We start from the raw sequence: 24,466 nt of genomic DNA, 5'->3' as shown, positions 1-24,466 counted from the left end.
AAATATTTAAATAAAAAAAGATGAAGCGTATTGTTTTTTTAGATTATGTGCGTGTATTTGCGTGCTTTCTTGTCATGGTTGTCCATGCTAGTGAAAACTTTTATGGTGCTGCCGGAGCTACGGATATGGTGGGGCCGCAGTCCTACCTGGGTAGTGAGGCAGACCGGCTATGGGTAGCTGTGTACGACGGTTTCTCACGCATGGCGGTGCCACTGTTTATGATTGTCTCTGCATTTCTTCTTGCACCGATGAAGAAAGAACAGACCATGTGGCAATTCTACCGTCAACGTGCCCTTCGCATCTTGCCGCCATTCTTCATATTCATGATACTGTACAGTACGCTTCCGATGTTGTGGGGACAGATAAACGGAGAAACATCATTTAATGATATGTCGCGGATACTCCTGAACTTTCCGTCATTGGCCGGACACTTGTGGTTCATGTATCCTTTGATCAGCCTTTATCTGTTCATCCCCATCATATCGCCGTGGCTGAGTAAAGCTACGGCTAAAGAAGAACGTTTCTTCATTGGTCTGTTCCTGCTCTCGACCTGTATGCCTTATCTCAACCGCTGGTTTGGTGAAGTGTGGGGACAATGTTTCTGGAACGAATACCATATGTTGTGGTACTTCTCCGGTTACTTGGGATACCTTGTCATGGCGCATTATATACGTGTGCATCTTACGTGGAACCGTTCCAAGCGCCTCACTATAGGAACTATTTTAATGGTGGTCGGTGCTGTATGGACGATTTACTCATTCTATATCCAGGCCATTCCCGGAGAAATTCTTGTTACCCCGGAAATAGAGATCGGATGGGCTTTCTGCACCATCAACTGTGTGCTTCTTACGGCAGGTACATTCCTTCTTTTCACATGCATAAACCGTCAGAATCCGCCACAGGTTATTACAGAAACATCAAAGCTCAGCTATGGTATGTACCTTATGCACATATTCTGGCTTGGGTTATGGGTAACCGTGTTCAAGCATAATCTGGAACTGCCCACTGTTGCTGCTATACCCTGTATTGCAGTAAGTACATTCATTAGCTGTTTCATCGCTACGAAGATTATCTCGTTCATACCGGGCAGTAAGTGGATCATAGGATAAAGACTTATATACAGATTATTGAATTAGATTCTATGTTTACTGATATGGCAATTTTCTAATGAATTATATCAAATTACTCATTCAATATTTATTAGATAAACACTATATTTGTACACTGTAAATCTATGAATTACTGTATATTATGAAAAGCTATAAATCTCTTGTATTGTTGATTCTTTCTATCTGCCTGGCTTGCCCGGCTTTGTTATATGCTGTAGAAAATCCTGTTTCTATCAAAAAACTCAAGGTGGAATATGCCGAAATGCCATTAGGCATCGATGTAGAAAAGCCTCGTTTCAGTTGGCAGATGGTGGTGCCGGATACTGAAAGAGGTTATTCGCAGAAGGCCTATCAGATAATAGTGACTGATGAAATGGGTAGTTTGGTATGGGATAGCGGAAAAGTGTCGAGTGACCTGTCACTGAACATAGAATATGCCGGTACTCCTTTGCAACCTGCTACCTGCTATTTCTGGACGGTCAACGTTTGGAATCAAAGAGGCGAACAATCATCGGAAACGTCCTGGTTTGAGACAGGATTAATGAGTAAAACTTCTCCTTACGAGGGATGGAGTGGTGCCAAGTGGATAGGTGGCGGAGATAAAGACAGGATGCTCTATTCTCACTATCTCCCGGCATTCAGGCTGAATGTTTCACTTCAGCTGGATGAAAAGTCAAAAAGCACGCGTGCGGGCTTTGTCTACGGAGCGAATGATAAGCGTCTGATGGATAAGAATAAGAACCTGTATCACTTGCAGAATGGAAAAGATGAATCTTACATTAAAATAGAATTGAGCATTGATTCACTCGCTTCGGGTAAAAAGGCAATGCTGAATGTGTATCGTGTGGGATACCATCCGGACGATCAGGGAAGCGTTCCTTTCAAAAGTTTCCCTGTTCCGCTGACATGGATTCATGAAAACAACAAGTATGCACAGCATACCATAAGCCTTACTTCCGATTTAGGGTTTACAAGATTCTATGTGGATGGTGGTGAAGAGGTTGGTAGGGTAAATCTGAATCCGCTGGGACGAGGAGGTGATTTTATTGCTTTCCCGGTGGTAGGCGATGTCGGTTTTGATGTTCCCGCAGGCCAATCTGCTATTTTCCCGCAGATGGAGATTGCTAATTTCAGAAGTCCTTCGAATGTGATAACTACTTGTAAAGAAGGGAATAACTGGATAGATGGCGGTGTTTCCGGTGCTTTTCGTACTTTCACTCCCAAAGGTAATTCTGCCCCTATGCTTCGTACGGTTTTCTCTACTCCGGATACTGAAATAGCCAAAGCCCGCTTGTATGTTACTTCACGTGGTATTTATGAGGTTTATCTGAATGGCAAGCGTATAGGAGACGATTATTTTAATCCCGGAATTACCCAGTATAATAAAACCCACCTGTACCAAACGTTTGATGTAACGGAGTACGTTCATTCCGGTAGAAATGCCCTTGGCGCTTTGATGGCAGAAGGCTGGTGGAGTGGGGGTGCTACCTTTGCGGGAGACAATTGGAACTTCTTCGGTGACCGCCAATCTTTATTAGCAAAACTGGTTATCACGTATGCAGATGGCCGGACCGATGTGGTGGTAACCGATCCGTTATCCTGGCAGTATTTCAGTGAAGGTCCTATTACTTACGGTAGTTTCTTTCAGGGCGAAGTGTATGATGCTTTAAGGGAAACGGCAGTGGAAGGATGGAGTATGGCCTCTTATGATGCATCTGCCTGGAAACCGGCTCATGAAGTTGTCTTGGAAGGTAATATCAGTACGGCAGGTAATCCGAATATGCCGTGGGTGAACGATTATTCAGGCTTTGAACTTACCGGGCAGTTCGGTCAGACGGTGAAACAAATAAATGAGTTGACGGCTCTCTCGGTGGAAGAAGTCCGTCCCGGTGTGTTTGTGTATGATATGGGGCAGAATATGGTAGGAGTTCCCCGGATTAGTTTATCGGGCATGAAACCCGGAACGGAAATTACGCTGCGCTTTGCTGAGGTGAAATACCCCGATTTGCCGGAATACGAAGGGAATATCGGTATGATTATGTTGGAGAATATCCGTGCTGCTATGGCTCAGGATGTTTATATAGCCAAAGGCGGGCAGGAAACCATCTCTCCGCGCTTCACCTATCATGGCTACCGCTTTGTAGAGATCACAGGCATTGATAAACCGTTGTCTGTGGGAGCGGTGAAAGGGATAGTACTCAGCTCTATACACGAATTAGCCTCACGCTACGAGACTTCCAATACTCAGGTGAATCAGCTTTGGAAGAATATAACCTGGTCTTCTTATGGAAACTTCCTTTCCATTCCTACGGACTGCCCGCAACGCAATGAACGGCTGGGATGGGCAGGAGACATTTCTGTCTTCTCGCGCACGGCAACTTATCTGGCGGATGTCCCGCAATTCCTGAGACGCTATCTCCGTTCTATGCGCGATGTTCAGCGGACGGATGGGCGTTTTCCGGATATTGCTCCATTAGGTGGTGGCTTTGGCGGTCTGCTGTGGGGAAGTGCCGGAATCACAGTGCCTTGGGAGTGTTACCAGCAATATGGGGATACCATTTTGTTGAGCGAACACTATGACGCTATGAAGCGCTATATTCAATACATCATCGATAATACCATCGAAACAGAAACCAACCTGATTGTTCAAACCCGTTCGTGGGGTGATTTGTGTGACTGGCTGGGGCTGGAGGATGAGAAGAATGATAAATCTCTGGTATGGGAAGCCTACTTCATTTATGATCTGGAGTTGATGGCTAAGATGGCGACTGTCCTTGGTAAGGCTACCGATGCCGAGTGGTTTCGTGAACTGCATGCCGCCCGGAAGGATTTCTTCAATAAAACGTATATAGAGCCTGAGACCGGAAAGACCCGGTTTTCGGCTTTTGTCCCTGAGAAGAAAGGATCACATATAGATATACAGACTTCGTATGTGCTTCCGTTGGCTTTCAATATTATTGATGAAGAGAATCGTAATAAGGTGATTGCCAATCTTGCAGAGACTGTGAGAAGGGAGAATACCACAGACAGAGGTCAGCAATGCCCGCCTTACTCTCTGATGACAGGTTTCATCGGCACATCATGGATCAATAAGGCTTTGTCTGACTACGGGCATTCAGCCTTGGCTTACAGGCTACTTCAGCAGACCAGTTATCCTTCGTGGCTTTATTCCATTGAACAGGGAGCCACTACCATCTGGGAACGTCTGAACTCTTATACTCGCACAGATGGTTTTGGTGGAAACAATCGCATGAATTCTTTCAATCATTATTCTTTCGGTGCCGTGGGTGCCTGGATGTATAATTACTCTTTAGGAATACAGCGTGATGAAACTTCTCCCGGTTTCAAGCAGTTCGTTCTGAAGCCGATACCCGATCCAACAGGGAAGATGACGTATGCACGGGGATATTATGATTCTATGTATGGGCGCATTGAAAGTGGCTGGAAAGTGGAGAGCGGAGTGATTCGTTATACTTTCACTGTACCTGCCAATACTACAGCTACCTTACATCTGCCGGCTGCATCGTTGAGGGATGTTCGCGAGAAAACGAAGCCTGTCCGAAAGTGTAAAGGAATAGAATTTATCAGTGAAGGAAATGGAGAGGTGGTTCTGAAACTTCTTTCCGGCAGCTATTCGTTTGAGGTGAAGAAGGATTATCCGCTTGCGGAAAGGAAGAGGAAGAAATGAAATAAGTCATTCTGACACTTTGCATATTTAATAGCTTTAGAATCTGTTCTTTTGCCCTGTTCTACCGGATGGAAGAAAAGAAAGAATTGTATTTTTGTAGACTGCATATTGTCAGGTGTATAGCGAATAGTTTACAACTCTAAAAAGTCGATATATTGCTCGTTTCTAATGAAAGTAGTGTTTCTTTTTAATGAAACAAGTGTTCTTTCTGAATGAAGTTAACTTCTTGTTTGCAAAACACTAACTTCCTGTCGACAGGAAGTTAGTGTTTTGCAAACAAGGAACAGGCTTTTTACATTAAAAAATTGCATAAATGAAGTATATTATACGAGAATCCTGCATACACATGCCGCTGTATATGCAGGATTTTTCTATTTCCCCTTTTAGAGATAAAAGAGTATGTTGCTGAAATACTTGAAAGTCTGCCTTTATGGAGGTGGAATAAAGAAAATTCTTTCTTTATGTCTACGGAAGACTACATGTCTTCCATAGACAGTCCTAAATATTCTACTTGATAATCCTTTAGTCCGGTGCTTTCAATAAAAAATGCGCCTTTTATCCGTAGACGTTCCATGTCAATCTTCCGTTTCTGGCGTTTTATTTCAATGATCTGGGCAGATTTCTCCAATTCATTCAGTGTGATAAGGTCTATTTCATTTTCTCTTTTTCTATCCCAAAAGCCACCGATACGAGTGCTACATTGTTTTTCCATGAAGCGCGTGGCAAAATACCTCTCCAGTATTTGACCGCTGAATATCTCATAATCGCGTTCAATGATTTCACGCAACATCGTAAAGGAACCAATCTCCACCATATAATAATATTTGAAGATGAAACGGAACCAAAAAGATAGAAAGTTATCGCACAGGCAATAGCGTACATTCTTCGTTTCTACTTTTGCCAATAGTGGTATACGTTTTTCTATCAGATTGAAATCTTTTTCCAAGCGGGAGAGGTATCCGCCTAATTCTTTCTGCACAACCGCTTCTATTTTGGCGCGTGTATTTTCCCCTCTTGCTATGGCTGCAAGAATAGAAAAGTAGACTGCATAATCTTTTCCGAATTCTTCGACAAGCATATTTTTTCCTTCACTGATGAAGAGTGAATCTTCCTGTATCATATAATCCAGCATCTTCTTCTTGGTATATATACCATTATCCATAAAAAGTTGAACATACTTTGCCACACCACCGGTAAATGCATATAAAGCCAATAAATCCTCATCGGTATAGCGTGCATTATGATCAGAAAGTATCTGTTTCAGCACATCTGTACGAAATGGTTTTAGCCGGATGTATGCAGTGGCCCTGCCAAATAGCGGTTCTTTGCTATTTTGAAATATCTTTTGCATTAGCGAATAGACAGATCCGCTAAGTAAGAGGTTCATTCTGCTTTTGTCTTTGTTGATATCCCAATTGTGCTGCATTTCGCTGTAAATGGAGGGATTGATATTGAAGAACTCTTGAAATTCATCGATAATGAGATTGAACGGGTTCATGGCGGAATACTCCATGAGAAAGCGGAATAGTTCGGCAAAGGAAGTTACCTGTCCGAAGAAAGGAATCCCCAGATTGCGGGTTGCGATTGCCTGGAAGTCAACGACAAGATCGGCTTCTGCTTTGCGGGCTACGAAGAAATAGAGTGTAGGTTGACCTGCAGTGACATTTAGCAATAATTGAGTTTTGCCGATACGTCTTCGTCCGGTAATGATGGTCATTTGAGCTTGAAGAAGAGATTTCTGTTGTATCTCTTGCAGCTTGGCTGTTTCTTGTTCCCTATCGTAGAATTTCATAATCAAATGTTTACGTAGATATAATACAGTTCCGTAACCGTCAGTTCCGTAATGGCCATTACGGAACAAAAATACAGAGAATAACGAAACTACCCAAATAGAACTGCTTTTTTCTATAATAGTAGTTCTAACTTTTTGTTTTTTCTAACAGTCTGTTTTTTCTAACAGTCTGTTTTTCTGCTTTTTATTTTCTGAACATAGTCAAAGCCCTGTCTGCTCCGTATTAGCTCCATGTCTATACACTTGGACTTGGTACGGACTTGGTATGGACTTGACACGGAGTTGGTATGGTGAAAGAGTAGTATCGGAAAGTATGGGTATAAAAAAAGGAGTACCGCTGTACTCCAACCTTTGTTAACCTTAAATCTAATACTATGAAAAAAATCACATTGCAAATGTAAGAGCTCACCCCGTTTCTTCCAAATATTTGCTTCCGTTTGATATTCCTTTTATAATTCTTTCACGGATATTCACTGTTCTCGCACACGAACTGTCTTTTTGAGGCAATATAGTGGATGATAGTGGCTAAATGATTATCAAATAACATGAGACCTCTTTTATGTTGCAAAGTTGCAAATCTGTTTCATTCGTTTCACAGAAGCTTCCACCCCCTGAAAAGAGTTGTAATCTTCGTATTTCTTTCAATTTTTTAGATATACATTTGTCATATACAAAGCAAAGTTATGGAGGTTCGCGCAGGTTTATATATATTCTTAATACTCTCTTTTTTGATATTAGGAAAAGGAGATATGCGAGCTGAAAGATTAGCAGCGAAGAAGGATATTTGCAACCCGCCAGACCGAATGTTACAACCGGAAACCTGGAGCAAAATATACCAATGGGTAATGAATGATCCGCAGGTACCGGATAAAGAAGAAGTGCTGGCGTTAATCCGGCGACACTTCGGGAACTTTGAAAAACTGATAAAGCTGTTGCGCTATTTGGATGGTGGAAAACCTTACGCTTATTTGTCGGAACATCAATTCCGGAAGGTAGAACGGATAGGGGAGATGAAAGTCAGTTTGCCGATAGCTGCATTAGCATTGCCTGTAGATGCTTTACCGGAGGGAAAAATAGAAATAATGACTTTTTCTCCGTGTGTTGAGGCAGAAAGTAAGAGAGAATCCCGGCGTAGAACAGTGATTGCGTTGAAGAACAATATACTTTATGATTTAGCTTTGGCTCCGAATGTGGAGGTGGAATTGCCCGTAGGGCAGCGGTGGTCTTTGAATATGGAATATAAATGTCCCTGGTGGTCGAACAACAAGCGCGGCTTCTGTTACCAGTTTCTTTCGGGAGGTGCTGAGGTACGTTACTGGCTTGGAAATCGCAAGAATCGTGAACGGTTGACAGGACATTTTCTGGGAATATATGCTGAAGGGGGAGTGTACGACTTCCAGTTTGATAAGGATAAAGGATACCGGGGAAACTATTATGCAGCTTCTGGACTGACTTATGGTTACAGTCATCGACTGGCCCGGCACCTGGCTCTTGAATTCAGTTTGGGAATTGGCTATCTGGAGACGGAATACCGAAAATATACTACCTATGAAAGTGATTTGATATGGACAAGTAGCGGACGCTATCATTTTATAGGGCCTACGAAAGCCAAGGTTTCTTTGGTATGGCTCATTCAGGGAAGGAGGCGGTAGCTATGCGGCGTACAAAATGTATGTTTCTTTTGCTTCTATTGGGGCTATCGGTACTTTTAGCGGGATGTGAATTTAGAGATATACTGGACGATTATCCTGTCAGCGGAGTACAGATCAAGCTTAATTGGAAGGGGGTGACAGAGCAGTTGCCCGAAGGAATGAGGGTGATCTTCTACCCGAAAAGCGAAGAAGGAAGAAAGGTGGAGAGCTATCTCTCGGTTGAGGGGGGAGTGGTGAAAGTACTACCGGGATATTATGACATGGTGATTTACAATTATAATACGGAGAGTGTGTTGATTCGTGGTGATGGGGCGTTTGAGACGATTGAGGCTTACACCGGACCGTGTACAGGGCTTGGTACCAGTGAAGCGATGGTGTGGTCACCGGACCCTTTGTATGTAGTAAGTGTGAAAGATATGAGAATAGAAAAGAGTGAGAAGATGCTTTTGATGGAGTTTCAGCCGAAACAGGTAGTCAAGAACTATTCTTTTGAAATAAAGGTGAAAGGATTGAAGAATGTGGCAAGCATTATCTGTAATGTAGACGGGATGAATGGTTCTTATTACATCAGCAGTGGTTCATGTACAGCAAGTGTTGCCCCAATTTATGTAGAGGCCCGAAAAGGAGATGATGTGATACGTGGTAGCTTTTCTGCTTTTTTTACGTCGGAATCAACAGGCACACGTTCAGGCAGCGAGGTAACGATGAAATTACTACTTGTAAAAGTCGATAATACGGTTCAGGAAGTAGAGGTTGACATAACAGCTGCTGTAACTGCTCCATCTCCTCCGCCTACTCCTCCTGAAGAGGGGGGAGGAGATCCGGCAACGGATATTGAAATACCGATTGATGAAGAAATAGAAGTGGATGATGTGGAAGTTCCTCCCGGTGGAGGCGGAGGCATGGGTGGTGATGTAGGAGATTGGGATGATGAGACGGATGTGGAATTACCTGTAAATTGAAAGTAAATAAATTAAAATATTAACTTATAAAACAAACGATTATGAAGAAGATTTTATTAACAGCAGTTGCTGCGTTGGCAATCGTAGGTTGCTCACAGAATGAGGAGATTGAGAATGTTGGCCAAAAGGCAAAAATTGATGTTACTACGGCAGTAAAGGGGACAACGAGAGCGGCAGTGACTAATAATGATAATTTTACTGCTTTTACAGTAAATGGTTATACTGTTGAGGTTTCAGCTATTGCAGGTTCGGGAGTTGGCACTGCCTACATGAATAAAGACTACACAGGTGGACGAGGAAGTTGGAAAACAACAGGGGATGTTTATTGGCCTTTGGATGAAAATATGGAATTTTTTGCTTATCCTACAACTCTCAAGGATAAGTTTAGCACTCCTGAAGCTGGTTATCCAACCTTAAGTTATGCAATAGGGGCTGTAGGAGCACAAACGGACTTGGTAGTAGCTCATAAAAGTGTGGCATCTGTGCCTGCAGGTGGTAAATTGGAACTTACTTTTAAGCATATTCTTACACGTATCAACTTCTCTTATGAACCGGTAGATCCTGCATACACATATACTGTGAGTAATATTACAATCAATGGAGTTGAAGGAGGAACTGCTACATATACATTTGGTACTAATGAAGGAGGTTGGAGTGCTGGTTCTGAGGCAGCAGTTGATTATTCATATCCAATTAGTTTAACTCCTGTTAAAGGCAGCGACAACAACGTCTATGCTTTAGATACGTCAGATGGTTCTTTAATGTTGTTACCACAGTCTGTAGCATCAAAGACTATATCTGTGACATATAAGACAGAGAAAGATGGTCATATCTATTTTAATAATACCAAAACCGTTACTTTAGGTACATCAGCAAAATGGGAGATAGGAAAGAATATTCGCTATACATTAACATTACCTGTTGGAGCTGAAAAAGTAACTGTTGATACTAATGTTGAGGACATAAATGAGACTCCTGAATCTGGTTCTGCTGAATAAAGTAGAGAGGAACTCTTCAAAATATTGTATAAATAGAAAACTACGGGATATTTCTCGTAGTTTTTTATTTATATATTCTCTTTGAAACAGGGCAAGTATAAATAATCATCAGACTCCTCCCGTACTAAGAATTGTACCATCCATATTTCTAAATAAAGTGATAAAAGAATTAGCCGGCTAAGAAATCTCAAAAACTACATAAACAGCTTGGAATGCACAGAGAATGTACTACTTTTGTATAAACTTATAATTTATCAAAGTTATAGAATGCATTAACGAAATGAAAAAGAATCTACTATTATTATTACTATACCTGTTTTGTTCAGTTAATCTCTGCAATGCAAAAGCAAAAAGTACATTCACAGTTTTTCAATTAAACCTGTGGCATGGAGGTGCTAAAGTGCCTAATGGAGATCAAGGAATTATTGATGTATTGGATCAGATGGATGCAGATGTAGTTTTCCTATGTGAAGTCAGAGATGGAAAGCGGTTTATACCACACGTGATAGAGGAATTGAAGAAAAGGGGAAAGCATTATTATGGAGAGACTTTCGATCTGGCAATTGGTATTTTAAGTAAGTTCAAACCGGATAGCATGACTAAATGCTGCATTGTACCGGGTGATGAAAGTCGTGCTATGGTGAAAATGACAACCACAATCGAAGGGCAGCCGGTTTCTTTTTATTCCTGCCATTTAGATTATCGGAATTATGAATGTTATATGCCACGTGGATATAGTGGCACGAGCTGGAAAAAGATAGATAATCCTATAACAGATGAGTCCGAGGTCCTGAAAGCCAATCGTTTGTCATTCAGAGATGAGTCTATCCGTGCTTTCGTGGAAGAAGTGCAAACCGATATTAAACAAGGACGTCCGGTTATTATGGGAGGAGATTTCAACGAGCCTTCCCATTTGGACTGGCAGGCGGACACAAAAAATCTATGGGATCACAATGGGGCTGTCATTCATTGGGATTGTTCTATGATGCTTCATAAAGCTGGATTCAAGGATAGTTATCGTGAAAAATATCCTAATCCTGTTCGATATCCCGGCTTCACATTTCCTGCAGGAAATAAGCTTGCAGAAGAAGCTAAACTGGAAAAATTAGCTTGGGCACCCGAAGCCGATGAACGTGACCGGATTGATTTTATTTATTATTATCCGATGAACTCGATTCTTTCATTGAAAAATTGCATATTGGTAGGACCTTCCGAAACAGTTGTGAGAGGCATAATAACAGAAAATGATTCCAAAGATAAGTTCCTGACCCCCTCCTGTGTTTGGCCTACAGATCACAAAGGGAACCTTGCAACTTTCAAGATTCATAAGGCTTCTTCGAAATCGTTATAAAAGACTGCGCTTGCTGTAGCATTATTGAATAAATTGAAGAATTATCCCCAAAGACTTTACATTTTGTAAAGTCTTTGGGGACTTTTTTTGTTTCTTCCCATAATATTCTTATTTTTGCCGCACAATAACAAACAAAAAACATTCAATCTACAATGCAAACTTACTCTGCATGTGGTGCGGTCATATCGTGTCAGCAGTGCCCTAAGGCTGTGGCTAATGCTATCATTTATGCCTCTCATTCAAGAGGTTTCCACCTTCCTGCCCAAAAATGCGAAGAGAATATCATGATTTTTCTGTTAGAAGGAGAAGCTCTTGTCAACAGTCAGGAGTATGCAGGTACTGTGCTGCATGCCGGTGAGTTTATTCTTCAGGCTATCGGTTCAAAGTATGAGATTCTCGCTCTGACCGATGTGGAATGTGTTTGTTATCGCTTCAATCAGCCGGAATTGTTTTGCGAGGAACGCTATAAACATATAATGAATGATATAACTCCTCCTCTTATATTCACGCCTTTGAAAATTACTAATGAATTGAATTTCTTTTTGAGTGCTTCAAAAGCTTATTTGGTAGAAGAGAAGATTTGCCGGGAATTGCTTTCTCTTAAACGGAAAGAACTTGCTTTTATTCTGGGACAATATTATTCTGATTATGACCTTTCTATGCTGGTGCATTCACTTTCCAGATATACGTCCAGCTTTGAGTATTTTGTTTTACAGAATCATATGAAGGTGAAGACTGTGGAAGAATTAGCCCAATTAGGTGGCTACACCACTACCACCTTCCGGCGCATTTTCAACTCTGTATTCCATAAACCTGTTTATGAGTGGATGATGGAGAAACGTAAAGAGAGCATAGCTTATGAACTTCGGTATACGGACGCCACTATCTCCGAAATCTGTTATAAATATGGTTTCGAATCTTTGCCTCATTTTTCTAACTACTGTAAGAAATATTTCGGCTCTTCTCCCCGTGGGCTTCGTTCGGTGCAGTCTGCTTCTACTGAGGAGACACAGACTTTTTGCGGAGAGGCTGGTTAAAACGGTATTTCACAGAGACGATGAAATAACTGCCTATCTGTTGAGTATGGCTCTCGTAAAAGCCATCTGCCATAGTGCTGCGGTAATAACTCTTTTGTTGGCTGAGTATATCCACCCAGTTGGCTGATACCTCGGCTTGCTTCTTTTTCAGGAAACGCCATGTGATACTTGCATTCCATACAAATTGGTCATCTTCGCCCTTCTTTATGTTCGTACCGTTTCGGAAAGAATAATTCGCATCAGTTCTCAGCTGTATACTTTTCGGTAAATCGGCAAAGGCGTTTATTCCGAAAGCATAATTACGGGTGTAAGTATCTGTTTCGAGAAGCGAGTTGGCAGAATGTTGAAAATTCCATCTTCCGTTCAGGTCGAAGTTTCCCCATTTAGGCTGATAGGATAGGCGGAGGTCAGTGTTTATCCCGGTGTTGTGAGTGGTGCTACGCTCCGGTTGTTCGGTCTGGTTTTCGTTGATGAGGCTGACATCTTGCGCAAAAGAGCCTCCGGCATTGGCATTCAGGCTAAAGCTTTTGATGCGCTTCTGATATCGAAGTACACCGTTCATGTTCCAGTTGCCGTTGATATTGACCGGATAGGTTTCACGCCCGCCTGTCTGCTGGTTGTAGGTCACTGCACGGGTCTGGCTGTTGATTCTGTTGTTCCAGTTCAGTGTGGCAAAGATGCCTTGCTTTGTATTCTGTGCTTCCAGTCGGACGGATTGATTGTAAGTAGGTTTCAGATTGGGATTGCTTCGCGTGATGTTGAGCGGATCGCTGTTGTTGGTGGGGGAGATCAGATCGTATAATGACGGTTGTGAGGTATTTCCATAATAGTGCAGAATAATCCTGTTTTTCTTTTTCTGCCATGAGACAAACAACATGGGCTGGAAACCGACAGAGCGAAGGGTGGTATCAGCTTTATGCAAACCAGTTTTTTGGTTCAGGCTACGGCGTTCGGGTTTTACGGACATCCCGGCATTGACATTCCAGATGGTGTCGGAGTAGTTAAGAAACAGATTGATTCCGTGTTGCAGGGTACTGCTATGGCTTCGGTTACTCAGGCTGTCGATGTAACTCGTCTCATATCCCTCGGGCAGATAGCCGGGCTGCACTTCCGCTTCTTCCATAAAACCGGACAGGTCGTATGTATTGCGGTCATTTTTCTGCTTGCTGTAATTGAAATTATATGAGATTTGTGAGCGTAGTTTCTTGGTGAACGGATGGGTGAACATCACCCCGATGCCTTGTGAACGGTTGGGTGACAGGTTTGATGAGTACTGGTTACGGTAGAGTATAGAGTCGTTTCCGGCACTGTTTTTCAGTTGATAATAGGTTGTTGATGATACGGAGAAGTTGTTATTGTCATTTTTGCTATCATTGTATTGAGCTGTCAGCCCAACGGAAGTTCCTTTCTTATTGATCCGACGCATGATATTTGCGTGGAAGGAAGATCGGTGTTGGTTGCCTTTCATCAGCGACCCCATAGAAATATCATTGATTTTTTGATTATCGGGTACATCACTGATGGTACTGAAAGGGTCCAGGATATCCAGATGAGGGTTTTCATTGAATGTACCCTGGCGGTTATTATTGGCACTATTATTCCGGGTGAGATTGAAATTACCGTAAATATTAACAAAGGTCATGCTATCTACCTGCCAATTTAAGCCCAATGTCGCATTCATATTATGGCTGCCGTTCGTATTGTCACCGGCAGAGTATTGGTATTTGTTTCCGCTTGTCAGGTATTGTTCATTGTAAGATGTGGATACGTTGCCCTGGTTATTGTGGTGATAGGACATATTTCCGTTGAGAGTCAGCTTTTTATTGTACTTTTGGGTAAAGTTCAATGCAACGTTTTCCTGTATGTTGTCTTTATAGCTTGTTCTCATGTTGAGGTTACCGGAATTGGCAATGACGGAGAGATTGTTTCCGTTATTCTTGAAGTAGTTTCCTTGCAGGTTGAAGTCTTTTTTGTTGTTATTGCCATATCCGGCTTGTCCCGATAAAAGGAGGGTTCCGTTGAATTCCGCTTTGGTCTGCAAGTCGAGTACATAGTTCTCCTTTCCAGTACTGACGCCTGTCAGCTTTTCCAGTTTGCTCTTTTTATCGTATACTTTTATCTTGCTAATTAACTCTACAGGGAGGTTCTCCAGTGCCATCTTGTTGTCGCCCGCAAAGAAGGCTTCACCGTTTACATTGATTTCATTGATAGGCAGCCCATTATATTTCAGTGTCTTGGTTTCGCTGTCATATTCCATTCCGGGGATACGTTTTACCAAAGCCTCCAGATAGGAGCCTTCCGGTGTTTTATAAGCTGCTGCATTGATGATGGTGGTATCTCCCACCTGATCTATTTCGCGTATTGAAGCTTTCACTGTCACTTCTCCCAATTCGATGCCTTCCTCTAGCAGAATGCTGCCCAGATTAATGGTTGAAGCATTGCCATCCAGTTTCCGGAAAACAGATTGCATGCCCGTATAAGAAGCTTTGAGTAGATATTGCGTTCCTTTCTGAGGAGTAAACTGAAGGCTGAAGTGTCCGTCCGTGTCGCTTGCAGCTCCTTTTATGAAAGTGGAATCTTTTCCTCCCAAAATAACAATGCTTGCGTAAGGTAAGGGTTCTTCTCCTTTTTTTGTATCTGACGCCGTGCACACTTTTCCCTTGACTGTTCTTGTTTTTTGAGCGAATAGAATAGTCGGGGTTAGTAAGAATAGTAATAATATCCAGGTTTTGTGCACGTTCATCTTAAGTCTTTTATAGCAGTCACAAAATTAGGGAGTTTTCGTTTGTATACAATACTTTGATAAAGAAAATTTAAAATATCACTTTTATCTGTGGCAGAAATAAAAAAGACTGAATATTTTTTGAATAAAACCTTCTTTCTTTTATGGATATTATATTACTTTTGCTAGCATATTAGTCTTGCAATGAAAACCGACAAACTAAAATATGCTTTTGCCTTCATTCTCTTGCTATGTGCTTTTTTATGCGGGGTCAATTTTAAACGATGGCATACTGCCAACCATCGGATAGAAAGAATAATTTCTCTTATGTATTCTTCCTCTCCTTATTATGATTGCTATGGAAATTTTGAAGAACTTCTTAGGCAGGAGTTCAGAAAGCAGGGAATAGAGCCGGTATTTAATAAGTTTTATCTGGATTTCAATACTGTCGATCCGAAAGAGGGGATAAAAAACATGGAGGCGTATCTGGAGATTATTAAAGATAAGCCGGTGGCACTGATTCTTACTGTGGGCGACCAAGCTGCATCTGCCTTGTTTACCACCCGTCACCGTCTGCTTTCCTCTGTCCCTGTAGTAGCTTGCAATGTACATTTTCCGGATGAGAAGCTCATAAAGGAATATGAGCGCAGGAAAGTTTATGTGTTGCGTGATGCACCGGACTTTCAGTGTAATATCGATTTTATAAAATCTTTGCAGCCACAGACAGGGATAGATATCATTTATAATATTGACCTGACTCCTCTTGGATATAAATCGTTTGATTTGTTAACTCGGTTTGCCGATAGAAAGGAAATGCGGCTATTGGGTTGTGGGTCTGCTTTCTCTGCAGAACCGGAATACAAGGAATTACAGGAAATGGTCGAGCATTATAATTTGATGCCTGCAAGAGCGGGTAGTCATGTTGGTAAAGATGAGGTAACCATAAGCCTTTGTCCTTTCCGCTATACCAAGGGGACTTCTTTGCTTGTCGACATGGAGAAATCAAAAAGTGGACAGGAAAAAGAGGTTTTTCTGCTGGATAAGTTTGATCAGATGTCGCTTCCGATTACTAAAGCCCTAAATATTCCCTCTTTCAGCTGCATCCGCCAAGGATTTGGGGAGGATGCCAAGATTGTGGGCGGCTACATGACTACTGATGAGATTTCTGCGCATACTGCGGCCGATTTTGCTGTTCGCCTGATGAATAAAGAGAAAATCGGTATGCCGAAAATCAGGGATATGGAAAAGGAATATGTACTGGATTGGACTTACTTTTCAGCCTATGCGGACTTTGCTGTGGAAAATGTACCTGAAGATGTCCGTATTATCAATTACTCATTTTATGATCGGTATCGGAACGAGCTTTATTTTCTGACAGGACTGTTTATTTTTGCTTTTATTCTGGTACTGGTCAGTTGGTTGCGTATCCGTCGACGTTCGCGTGAAGAGAGAAAGAATCTGGAGATGCTTGAGGAAATTCATAAGCGGCTAAGGCTTTCTATGGATGGAGGGCGGGTTGCCCTTTGGGATATTCAGGGAGAGAATATTGAATTTGATGAGAATTATACACGTTTGGTGGGAATGGAACAGAGGACGTTTGTGCGAACCGATTTCTTGAAATATGCATATCCTGATGATGTCCCCCTGCTAAATTCATTATACGAAACATTGCATCAATCTACGGATATGCATGTTCGACGTGTACGCTTCTCTTTCAGTGAAGAGAATTATCGCTGGTATGAACTACGGTGTCGCAGCCTGAAAGATGCAAAAGGGAGGATAATGCTGGCAGGTATTATGCAGGATATTCAGTTGCAGGTGGAGCGCGAAGAGCAACTCATCCAGGCTAAGCAGATGGCCGAAAATGCTGAGCTGAAGCAATCTTTTCTGAACAATATGAGCCATGAAATCCGTACTCCGCTGAATGCTATCGTGGGATTCACTAATTTGTTGGTAGGCGAAGGGGGAGATGAGATTGAGCCGGAAGAGAAGAAAGCCATGCTTGAGATTATCAATCGTAATAATGAACTGCTTTTGAAACTTGTCAATGACGTAGTGGAAATATCGCGTCTGGATTCCGGTAATCTGGATCTCGAAATAAAAGAATGGAATATGACGACGGTTGTGAAAGAGATTTATATGGCTTATCAAGCACTGATCAAGCCTTCATTGCAGTTTCATCTTGTTCTGGATGAAAGTCTTTCCTTACCCGTCAGTATAGATCGTATGCGTTTTATTCAGGTTATTTCCAATTTCCTGAATAATGCGGATAAATTTACCCGGAGTGGTTCGGTGACGTTGGGATGTAGTGTGGATAAGGAACACCAGAAAGTCAGCGTCTATGTGCAGGATACGGGAAAAGGAATCGATGAGAAGGAACTCATGATGATCTTTGACCGCTTTTATAAAACTGATGAGTTTGAACAAGGAAGCGGGCTTGGGCTTTCTATCTGTAAAGTTATTATTGAGCGGTTGTGCGGGTGTATAGAGGTATGGTCTGAAGTAGGAAAGGGAAGCTGTTTTACGGTTATTCTATCTTTGGCGGATGAGGTATAAGACTTCCGACGGGTTCTTTAAAATAATGGTCGAAACATTTGATATCGCTCTCAGGGTATTGTATATTTGTGGCATTAATCTTTAAATATGAGAACATACAAGATCAGAACGCAACGATTCATTCTACTTATTATTCTACTTCTATTTTGCATTACTTCTGTTTCTTCTTCTGATTTTTTCCATCGGATAGCAGAAGATGACGGTTTGAGTAATAGAAGGTGTTTCTCTGTTCAACAAGATAAGCATGGTTTTATGTGGATTTCCACCAAACTGGGGGTAGACCGGTTTGATGGGAAAAACTTCAGGCATTATCCTTTGAATCTATTTCCCGACCAGGGGTATAATAGGATAGGGGTAAATTACCTGCGTTGTTCACCGGATAGTACCCTCTGGGTATTTAGCGAAGCGGGGCTTCTTTTTCAATATGATGAACGGAAGGATGAGTTTGAACTGATATATGCTGTACGTGACTTCTTCAATAATCATTCTATTATTCTGAATGATGTTATGTTCGATTCCCCTGAAACTATTTTACTGTCAACTTCTAAGGGAATTTTGAAGTTGAATTTACCGGACAGAATGGCTTCCCTGCTCTCCGGAACCGAAGAGTTATCTGTAAATCAGGTGAATAAGAATGATGACCGATATTATATTTCTACCCGTGACGGACTTTATATAAGCATTTTCCCCAAGATCGGCCCTATGGAAGTGTGTTTCCGTTGCCTGGAAGGGAAAAATGTATTGTCGACCTATGTGGATATGGAAAATCGCAGAATATTGATTGGTACGCTGGATGCCGGTCTGTATGGCCGTTCCATGGAAATGGAAGACTTACAGAAGTTACCCCTGCCGATTACGAAGCCCATACGTTCCATCATTTCCTATACACCGGATAAAATTGCCGTAGGAGTGGATTTGGAAGGTGTCTTTGTCATAGATAAGGCTAATCTGACAATAGATAAACAGTATGCTTACAATGAAACTTCTTCCACCTCCATTTTTACGAATAATGTGCGGGGACTTTTTGTCGACAATCAGTTCAATCTGTGGGTGGCTACTTATCATGGAGGAATCTCTTTTCAAGACTCTTATAAATTGAACTTTAGGTATTTCCAGCATCGGACGGGGGATTCGCAAAGCATTGGAAATGATGTGGTGAATGCAGTGCTGGAAGATTCTTCAGGCAACTTTTGGTTTGGAACTAATAGCGGTGTCAGCATGTTCTCAGTGCACACGCACACCTGGACGCATTACTTTAATAGGAATATTTACGGCGAAAAAGGAAATGCGATACTTACCATAGCCGAAGATTCGCAAGGACGTATATGGGCAGGAGGGTACTCTTTCGGTGTTGCCTGTATTGACTGGAAAAGGGGGGATGTGAAAAGATATCACGTCGAGGACCGGAATCCTATTATCTCCACCAATTATATTTACTCCATTTATCCGGATGGTGATCTGCTGTGGTTTGGAGGAATTATGGGAGATATCACTTCACTGAATATAAAGACCGGGCTGGTAAGTAAGTATAATATAAGTAAGGTGAATCAGTTTGAAAGACAGTCGGACCGGCTATTGGTGATGGGATTGTATAGCGGACTTTTTATTCTCAACAAAGAAACAAGTGAGATAAAATCAACGGCTATTACCAAGGAAGTAACTACTATCTATCGGATCAGGGATGGAGCCTACTGGGTGGGAACAAGAAACTATGGCCTGTATTATTATGATATGGAAAACGATTCCATACGCCATTATACAGTAGACGATCATCTTTCATCTAACTATATTTATGGGATAGCTTCCGATGCGGAAGGTCATCTGTGGATTGCTACGGAAAATGGTCTGAACAAACTGTCTCCTGCTTCAGGTATTATCGAAGTGTTCGACAAACAGGATGGTTTGCCATCCAATCAGTTCAATAAGTCGGCTTGCTGGGTTTGCCGTAACGGAGATATACTGTTGGGAAGTACCGATGGGGCTATTCTGTTTAAGCCGGATGAGATAAGAAAGACGAAGCTTCCTACAGATAATGAGACGATCGTTTATCAGTTTGATGTGTTCAACGAACCGGTATATTGTACGGATGCATCAAATTTGCTGTGTGAACCGATCTATAAGACAGACCGGATAGAATTGCCTTACAACAGGAATTTTTTCTCTTTTCATTTTGTTACGCCTAATTATCAGACACCGCAAAAGACACAGTATTCTTATTATCTGGAAGGACATGATATCTCGTGGTCGGTCCCGGCTTCGACCCATGTGGCTACGTATTCTAAGGTGGCGCCGGGCAGTTACGTCTTCCATGTGAAATCGGTGATAGACGGAGTGGATCAGAAGGAGCGGATAATTTATGTTATGGTGGCTGAACCGTGGTGGAATACGATTTGGGCGCGGCTGGTCTATCTGGCTTTGTTTTCCCTGCTTCTTTTCTATATTTACAGGATGATTAAACAGAAACAGGAGAAGAGGAATACAGAAGTTAAAATCGATTTCTTCGTCACCACAGCTCATGATCTGTTGACACCGCTCAACCTGATACAGGCTCCATTGAAGGACTTGGAGAATGAGATCCCGCCTTCGGGCCAAGGCTCTCAGCTGCTGCAAATGGCTCTGAATAATTCATCCAAGCTGGCGCATTATGTGGAGAAACTGCTGGACTTTCAGCGTGTATCACTGAATGCAAGCCGGTTGGTAGTTTCCAAACAAATGCTTGAGGCTTTTCTGCGTCACCGACTGGATTCCTTTAAATTAGTAGCTGGAAACAAATATATTCATATAGAAAACAAACTGGAAGACTCTACCCGGCAGGAAGTCTGGTTCGACAAGGAGAAGATAACGCGTATATTGGATAATCTTCTTTCCAATGCAATAAAATACACTCCTTATGGAGGAAAGATTAGTATTGAAGCGTCGGTAGATGAACATAAGTGGTATTTGCGCATCAAGGATACCGGTATCGGAATCTCTACCCGTGAACAGAGGCATATCTTCAAACATATCTTCAGAGCGGATAATGCAATAAATTCCGGTGAAATAGGCAGCGGTATCGGATTGAAGTTGGTAGGAGCACTTGTTAAACTGCATCAGGGTAAAATTTCCTTCCGAAGCAAAGTGGATGAAGGTACGGAATTCTTCTTGTCCTTTCCTTTGACATACGAGAATGCAGTGGATCATTCTGAAAATAGTGAGAATGTTCCACTCGGTCATGACGTCTCTGTTAGCGATCCTCACGTAAATCGCGTTATGGTGGTGGAAGACGATCCCGAAATGTCCCGTTACATTGAGATGTCGCTGAGTGATGTCTATCATGTAAAGACCTTCAATAATGCCGTTGAAGCTTTGGATGGCATAGATGCTTTCTCACCTCAACTTATTATTTCGGATGTGTTGATGCCGGGAATGACGGGGTTTGAGTTCTGCCAGAAGGTGAAAGGTAATATAAAGACTTCTCATATTCCATTCCTGCTGCTTACGGGAGTTACGGATAAGAAAAGCATATTGGAAGGTATGCGTCTGGGAGCTATCGACTATATTGCCAAGCCCTTCGACAAAGAAGTATTGCGAAGCAAAATAGCCAATATCTTTGAATTGCGGCAAGCCGCCCAAAGGCAATGTCTGGAAGAACTGAAAAACAACAATGCTGTGGAATTGTCGAACAAGGCGGACAATGAATTTATGGAAAAGCTTTTGAAGTTGATAGAGACTAATATAGATAATCCGGAATTAAATATTCAGATGATGTGCAGTGAACTCGCTATGAGCCGTACGTTGCTATATAATAAGATTACCCAACTGACCGGTAAATCTCCCACTGAATTTATCCGTATTTTCCGGCTCAAGCAGGCGGCTGCGCTTCTCCTTTCGGGAGAGTACTCGGTGACGGATGTTGCTTTTAAGGTGGGAATTGACAATCCGAAATACTTTAGTCGTATTTTCAAGGAATTTTATGGTGTATCTCCCAAAGAGTATCTGGCAAAAAGAGAATAAGTAACGCTACTGAATAAAAGAAATAAAAATGCGGTGTGATCTTAATCGTTACACCGCATTTTGTGTCATATAAGCCTTGTAGAAGGCAATATATGAACATCTGTGCACCTGGAATGACGTATAATGTACCTCTTTCTTTTCCCTTCCCGCTACATTTGCAACTGTAAATCGAATGGCTTATGTAAGGCTGGATAAATTTAATACCTTTATTATATATGAGAATTTATTTATTAGTTATGATGTTTCCGATTTTCTTTTCAGGGTGCTCTGATAAGAATAAAGATCCGCTTTATCTGGATGCTTCCCAACCTGTGGAGAAAAGGGTGAATGATTTGATGAATCGTATGACATTGCAGGAGAAAGTAGCACAGATGTCACAATACGTTGGTATAGAACACATGAAAGCTGCCGAAAAAGACATGACGGTGGAGGAAATGAAGAAAAGCCATGCCAAAGGATTTTATCCTGATCTGCATTCTACCGAACTGATTGAAATGACCAAACAAGGGCTTATCGGATCTTTTTTGCATGTAATTACCAGTGAAGAAGCCAATCGATTACAATCATATGCCATGCAATCGCGCCTTAAAATCCCTTTACTCATCGGCATTGATGCCATTCATGGTACCGGACTCTATAGAGGAGCTACCATTTATCCTACTCCGATCGGACAGGCTGCAACCTTCGAACCGGAACTGGCTGAAAAAGCTTCTCGCCAGACTGCTCTTGAAATGCGTGCCACCGGTACCCATTGGGCATTTACTCCCAATGTAGAAGTGGCTCGTGATGCCCGTTGGGGACGGGTGGGAGAGACCTTTGGCGAAGACCCTTTTCTTGTAGGACAGATGGGAGCAGCTACCGTCAGAGGACTTCAGACAAGTGACTTTACCGGACAGGATAAAGTATTGGCCTGTACCAAACATTTTATCGGTGGAAGCCAACCTGTCAATGGCATCAATGGTGCTCCTTGCGATATCTCCAACCGTACATTGCACGAGGTTTTCATGCCTCCTTTTAAAGATTGCCTGGATGCGGGCACATATACTTTCATGATGGCACATAATGAACTTAACGGAGTGCCCTGCCATACCAGTAAATACCTGATGAAGGATATCCTGAGAGATACTTGGAAATTTAATGGGTTCATAGTGAGCGACTGGATGGATATTGAGCAGGTGCACGAAAAGCATTGCACCGCCGCTACACTGAAAGACGCATATCTGCAAAGCGTAAAGAATGGAATGGATATGCACATGCATGGTCCCGAGTTTGCGGATGCCATTATAGAACTGGTTAATGAAAAGGAACTCCCCATGAGCCGCGTAGATGATGCCGTCAGCAAGATACTGACTGCCAAATTCAAACTGGGCTTGTTTGAGAATCCTTATATAGATGAAAAGAAAGTCTCCCAAGTTCTGTTCAGTGCCGAACATCGTGAAACAGCACTCGAAATGGCGAGAAAAAGTATTGTGCTTCTGAAGAATGATAATAATCTGCTTCCTTTGGATAGCGACCGTTATAAAAAGGTTTTTGTAACCGGCCCCAATGCTGACAACCAGACTGTTTTGGGTGACTGGGCTTTTGAACAGCCGGACTCCTGCGTGACTACAGTCATTGAGGGATTGCGTATGGTTTCTCCCCAGACTGACTTTGATTTCTTTCCTTTTGCCACCAATTTGCGCACTATGGAAATGTCTCGTGTGTTGCAAGCGAAAGACAAAGCCCGAAAAGCCGATCTGGCTATTGTAGTGGTGGGTGAGAACTCCATGCGCTATATGTGGAAAGATAAAACTTGCGGTGAGAATGTGGACCGTTATGAATTGTCATTGGTAGGTTTGCAACAACAGTTGGTAGAGGAGATTTATGCTACGGGAGTTCCCACTATTGTTGTATTGGTCAACGGTCGTCCGTTGAGCACTGAGTGGATTGCTGAAAATATTCCTGCATTGGTTGAGGCCTGGGAGCCCGGTTCATTTGGCGGACAGGCTGTTGCGGAAATTTTATACGGGAAAGTGAACCCTGAAGCAAAACTTCCCATCACTATTCCCCGTTCTGCCGGTCAGGTTCAGACTTATTATAACCACAAGCAAACGAGCAAATGGTTCCCGTACGGTACGGGAAAAAGTACTAATCTGTTTGAGTTTGGATATGGATTGAATTATGCTTCTTTTGAATTCAGCCTTGTGAAGTTATCTGCCAGGTCGATGAATGAACAGGATACCTTGCGTGCTTCTGTTGAAGTCCGGAATATAGGTGAAAGAGCCGGAACGGAAGTGGTACAGATGTATATACGCGATTGCTACAGTTCGGTAGTACGTCCATTGAAAGAGCTCAAAGGCTTTCATAAAATTACTTTGCAACCTGGAGAAAGCCAGACAGTCACTTTTAATATCACCGCCAAAGAACTTAGTTTTTATGATATCGATATGAACTATGGTGTGGAAAAAGGTGAGTTCGAGGTTATGATCGGGAATTCTTCCCGTGATATTGACCTGCAAAGGGAGTTGTTTACCATAAAATGATGAATAGTGTACCTTTTTAGATGAATTGGGGGAGTAGCAAGTCCCTCTCCCCCATATCTTTGCCGAAAATAAAAACAATAAATA

Annotated in this window: 12 protein-coding genes; 10 read left to right on the top strand and 2 right to left on the bottom strand. The window is 42.1% G+C overall.

The genetic code is table 11. The annotated features are described in order from the left end of the window. Positions 1-20: 20 nt before the first annotated feature. Together DW036_RS21465 and DW036_RS21460 are read left to right on the top strand one after the other, a co-directional pair. Entirely contained in the window at positions 21-1,109 is a 1,089-nt protein-coding gene (locus DW036_RS21465) for an acyltransferase (RefSeq protein WP_118466125.1), read from the top strand. 142 nt (positions 1,110-1,251) lie between these two features. Further along, positions 1,252-4,797, top strand: a complete 3,546-nt coding sequence (locus DW036_RS21460) for a family 78 glycoside hydrolase catalytic domain (RefSeq protein ID WP_118466124.1) — start codon at positions 1,252-1,254, stop codon at positions 4,795-4,797. Positions 4,798-5,272: 475 nt separating this feature from the next. On the opposite strand, the gene DW036_RS21455 is transcribed toward DW036_RS21460, so the two are convergent. Beyond that, complete coding sequence (locus DW036_RS21455; RefSeq protein ID WP_118466123.1) at positions 5,273-6,589, bottom strand: ATP-binding protein; 1,317 nt, start codon at positions 6,587-6,589, stop codon at positions 5,273-5,275. A 683-nt stretch (positions 6,590-7,272) separates the two neighbouring features. On the opposite strand from DW036_RS21455, the gene DW036_RS21450 reads away from it, so the two are divergent. The 5 genes from DW036_RS21450 (at position 7,273) to DW036_RS21430 (ending at position 12,589) form a co-directional block, all read left to right on the top strand. Next, positions 7,273-8,241, top strand: coding sequence for a DUF3575 domain-containing protein (locus DW036_RS21450; RefSeq protein ID WP_118466122.1), 969 nt, complete (start codon positions 7,273-7,275; stop codon positions 8,239-8,241). Further along, on the top strand, positions 8,214-9,203 hold the full coding sequence (locus DW036_RS21445) for a DUF5119 domain-containing protein (RefSeq protein WP_118466121.1): 990 nt from the start codon (positions 8,214-8,216) through the stop codon (positions 9,201-9,203). Before DW036_RS21450 ends, DW036_RS21445 begins: the two co-directional genes overlap by 28 nt. Before the next feature lie 41 nt (positions 9,204-9,244). After that, positions 9,245-10,201, top strand: coding sequence for a fimbrillin family protein (locus DW036_RS21440; RefSeq protein WP_118466120.1), 957 nt, complete (start codon positions 9,245-9,247; stop codon positions 10,199-10,201). Between the two features lie 280 nt (positions 10,202-10,481). After that, positions 10,482-11,552, top strand: coding sequence for an endonuclease/exonuclease/phosphatase family protein (locus DW036_RS21435; protein WP_118466119.1), 1,071 nt, complete (start codon positions 10,482-10,484; stop codon positions 11,550-11,552). 152 nt (positions 11,553-11,704) lie between these two features. After that, positions 11,705-12,589: an AraC family transcriptional regulator gene (locus DW036_RS21430; RefSeq protein WP_118466118.1), complete on the top strand. Its 885-nt coding sequence runs from the start codon at positions 11,705-11,707 to the stop codon at positions 12,587-12,589. Here DW036_RS21430 and DW036_RS21425 read toward each other — a convergent pair. Continuing rightward, complete coding sequence (locus tag DW036_RS21425) at positions 12,549-15,332, bottom strand: TonB-dependent receptor (RefSeq protein ID WP_118466117.1); 2,784 nt, start codon at positions 15,330-15,332, stop codon at positions 12,549-12,551. The genes DW036_RS21430 and DW036_RS21425 overlap by 41 nt on opposite strands. A gap of 183 nt (positions 15,333-15,515) precedes the next feature. Here DW036_RS21425 and DW036_RS21420 point away from each other — a divergent pair, with 183 nt between their 5' ends. From DW036_RS21420 to DW036_RS21410, 3 genes are all read left to right on the top strand, one after another. Further along, positions 15,516-17,867: a HAMP domain-containing sensor histidine kinase gene (locus DW036_RS21420; RefSeq protein ID WP_118466116.1), complete on the top strand. Its 2,352-nt coding sequence runs from the start codon at positions 15,516-15,518 to the stop codon at positions 17,865-17,867. Between the two features lie 87 nt (positions 17,868-17,954). Beyond that, positions 17,955-21,860 (top strand): hybrid sensor histidine kinase/response regulator transcription factor, encoded by a 3,906-nt coding sequence (locus DW036_RS21415; RefSeq protein ID WP_118466115.1) that lies wholly within the window; start codon positions 17,955-17,957, stop codon positions 21,858-21,860. Between the two features lie 236 nt (positions 21,861-22,096). Beyond that, positions 22,097-24,382, top strand: coding sequence for a glycoside hydrolase family 3 N-terminal domain-containing protein (locus DW036_RS21410; RefSeq protein ID WP_233560504.1), 2,286 nt, complete (start codon positions 22,097-22,099; stop codon positions 24,380-24,382). Positions 24,383-24,466 lie beyond the last annotated feature (84 nt).

It is taken from the genome of Bacteroides sp. AF39-11AC, from assembly GCF_003474285.1.
Classification (GTDB): Bacteria; Bacteroidota; Bacteroidia; order Bacteroidales; family Bacteroidaceae; genus Bacteroides.
The sequence above is the reverse complement of the archived record's forward strand: the minus strand, read 5'-3'. Positions and strand labels throughout refer to the sequence as shown.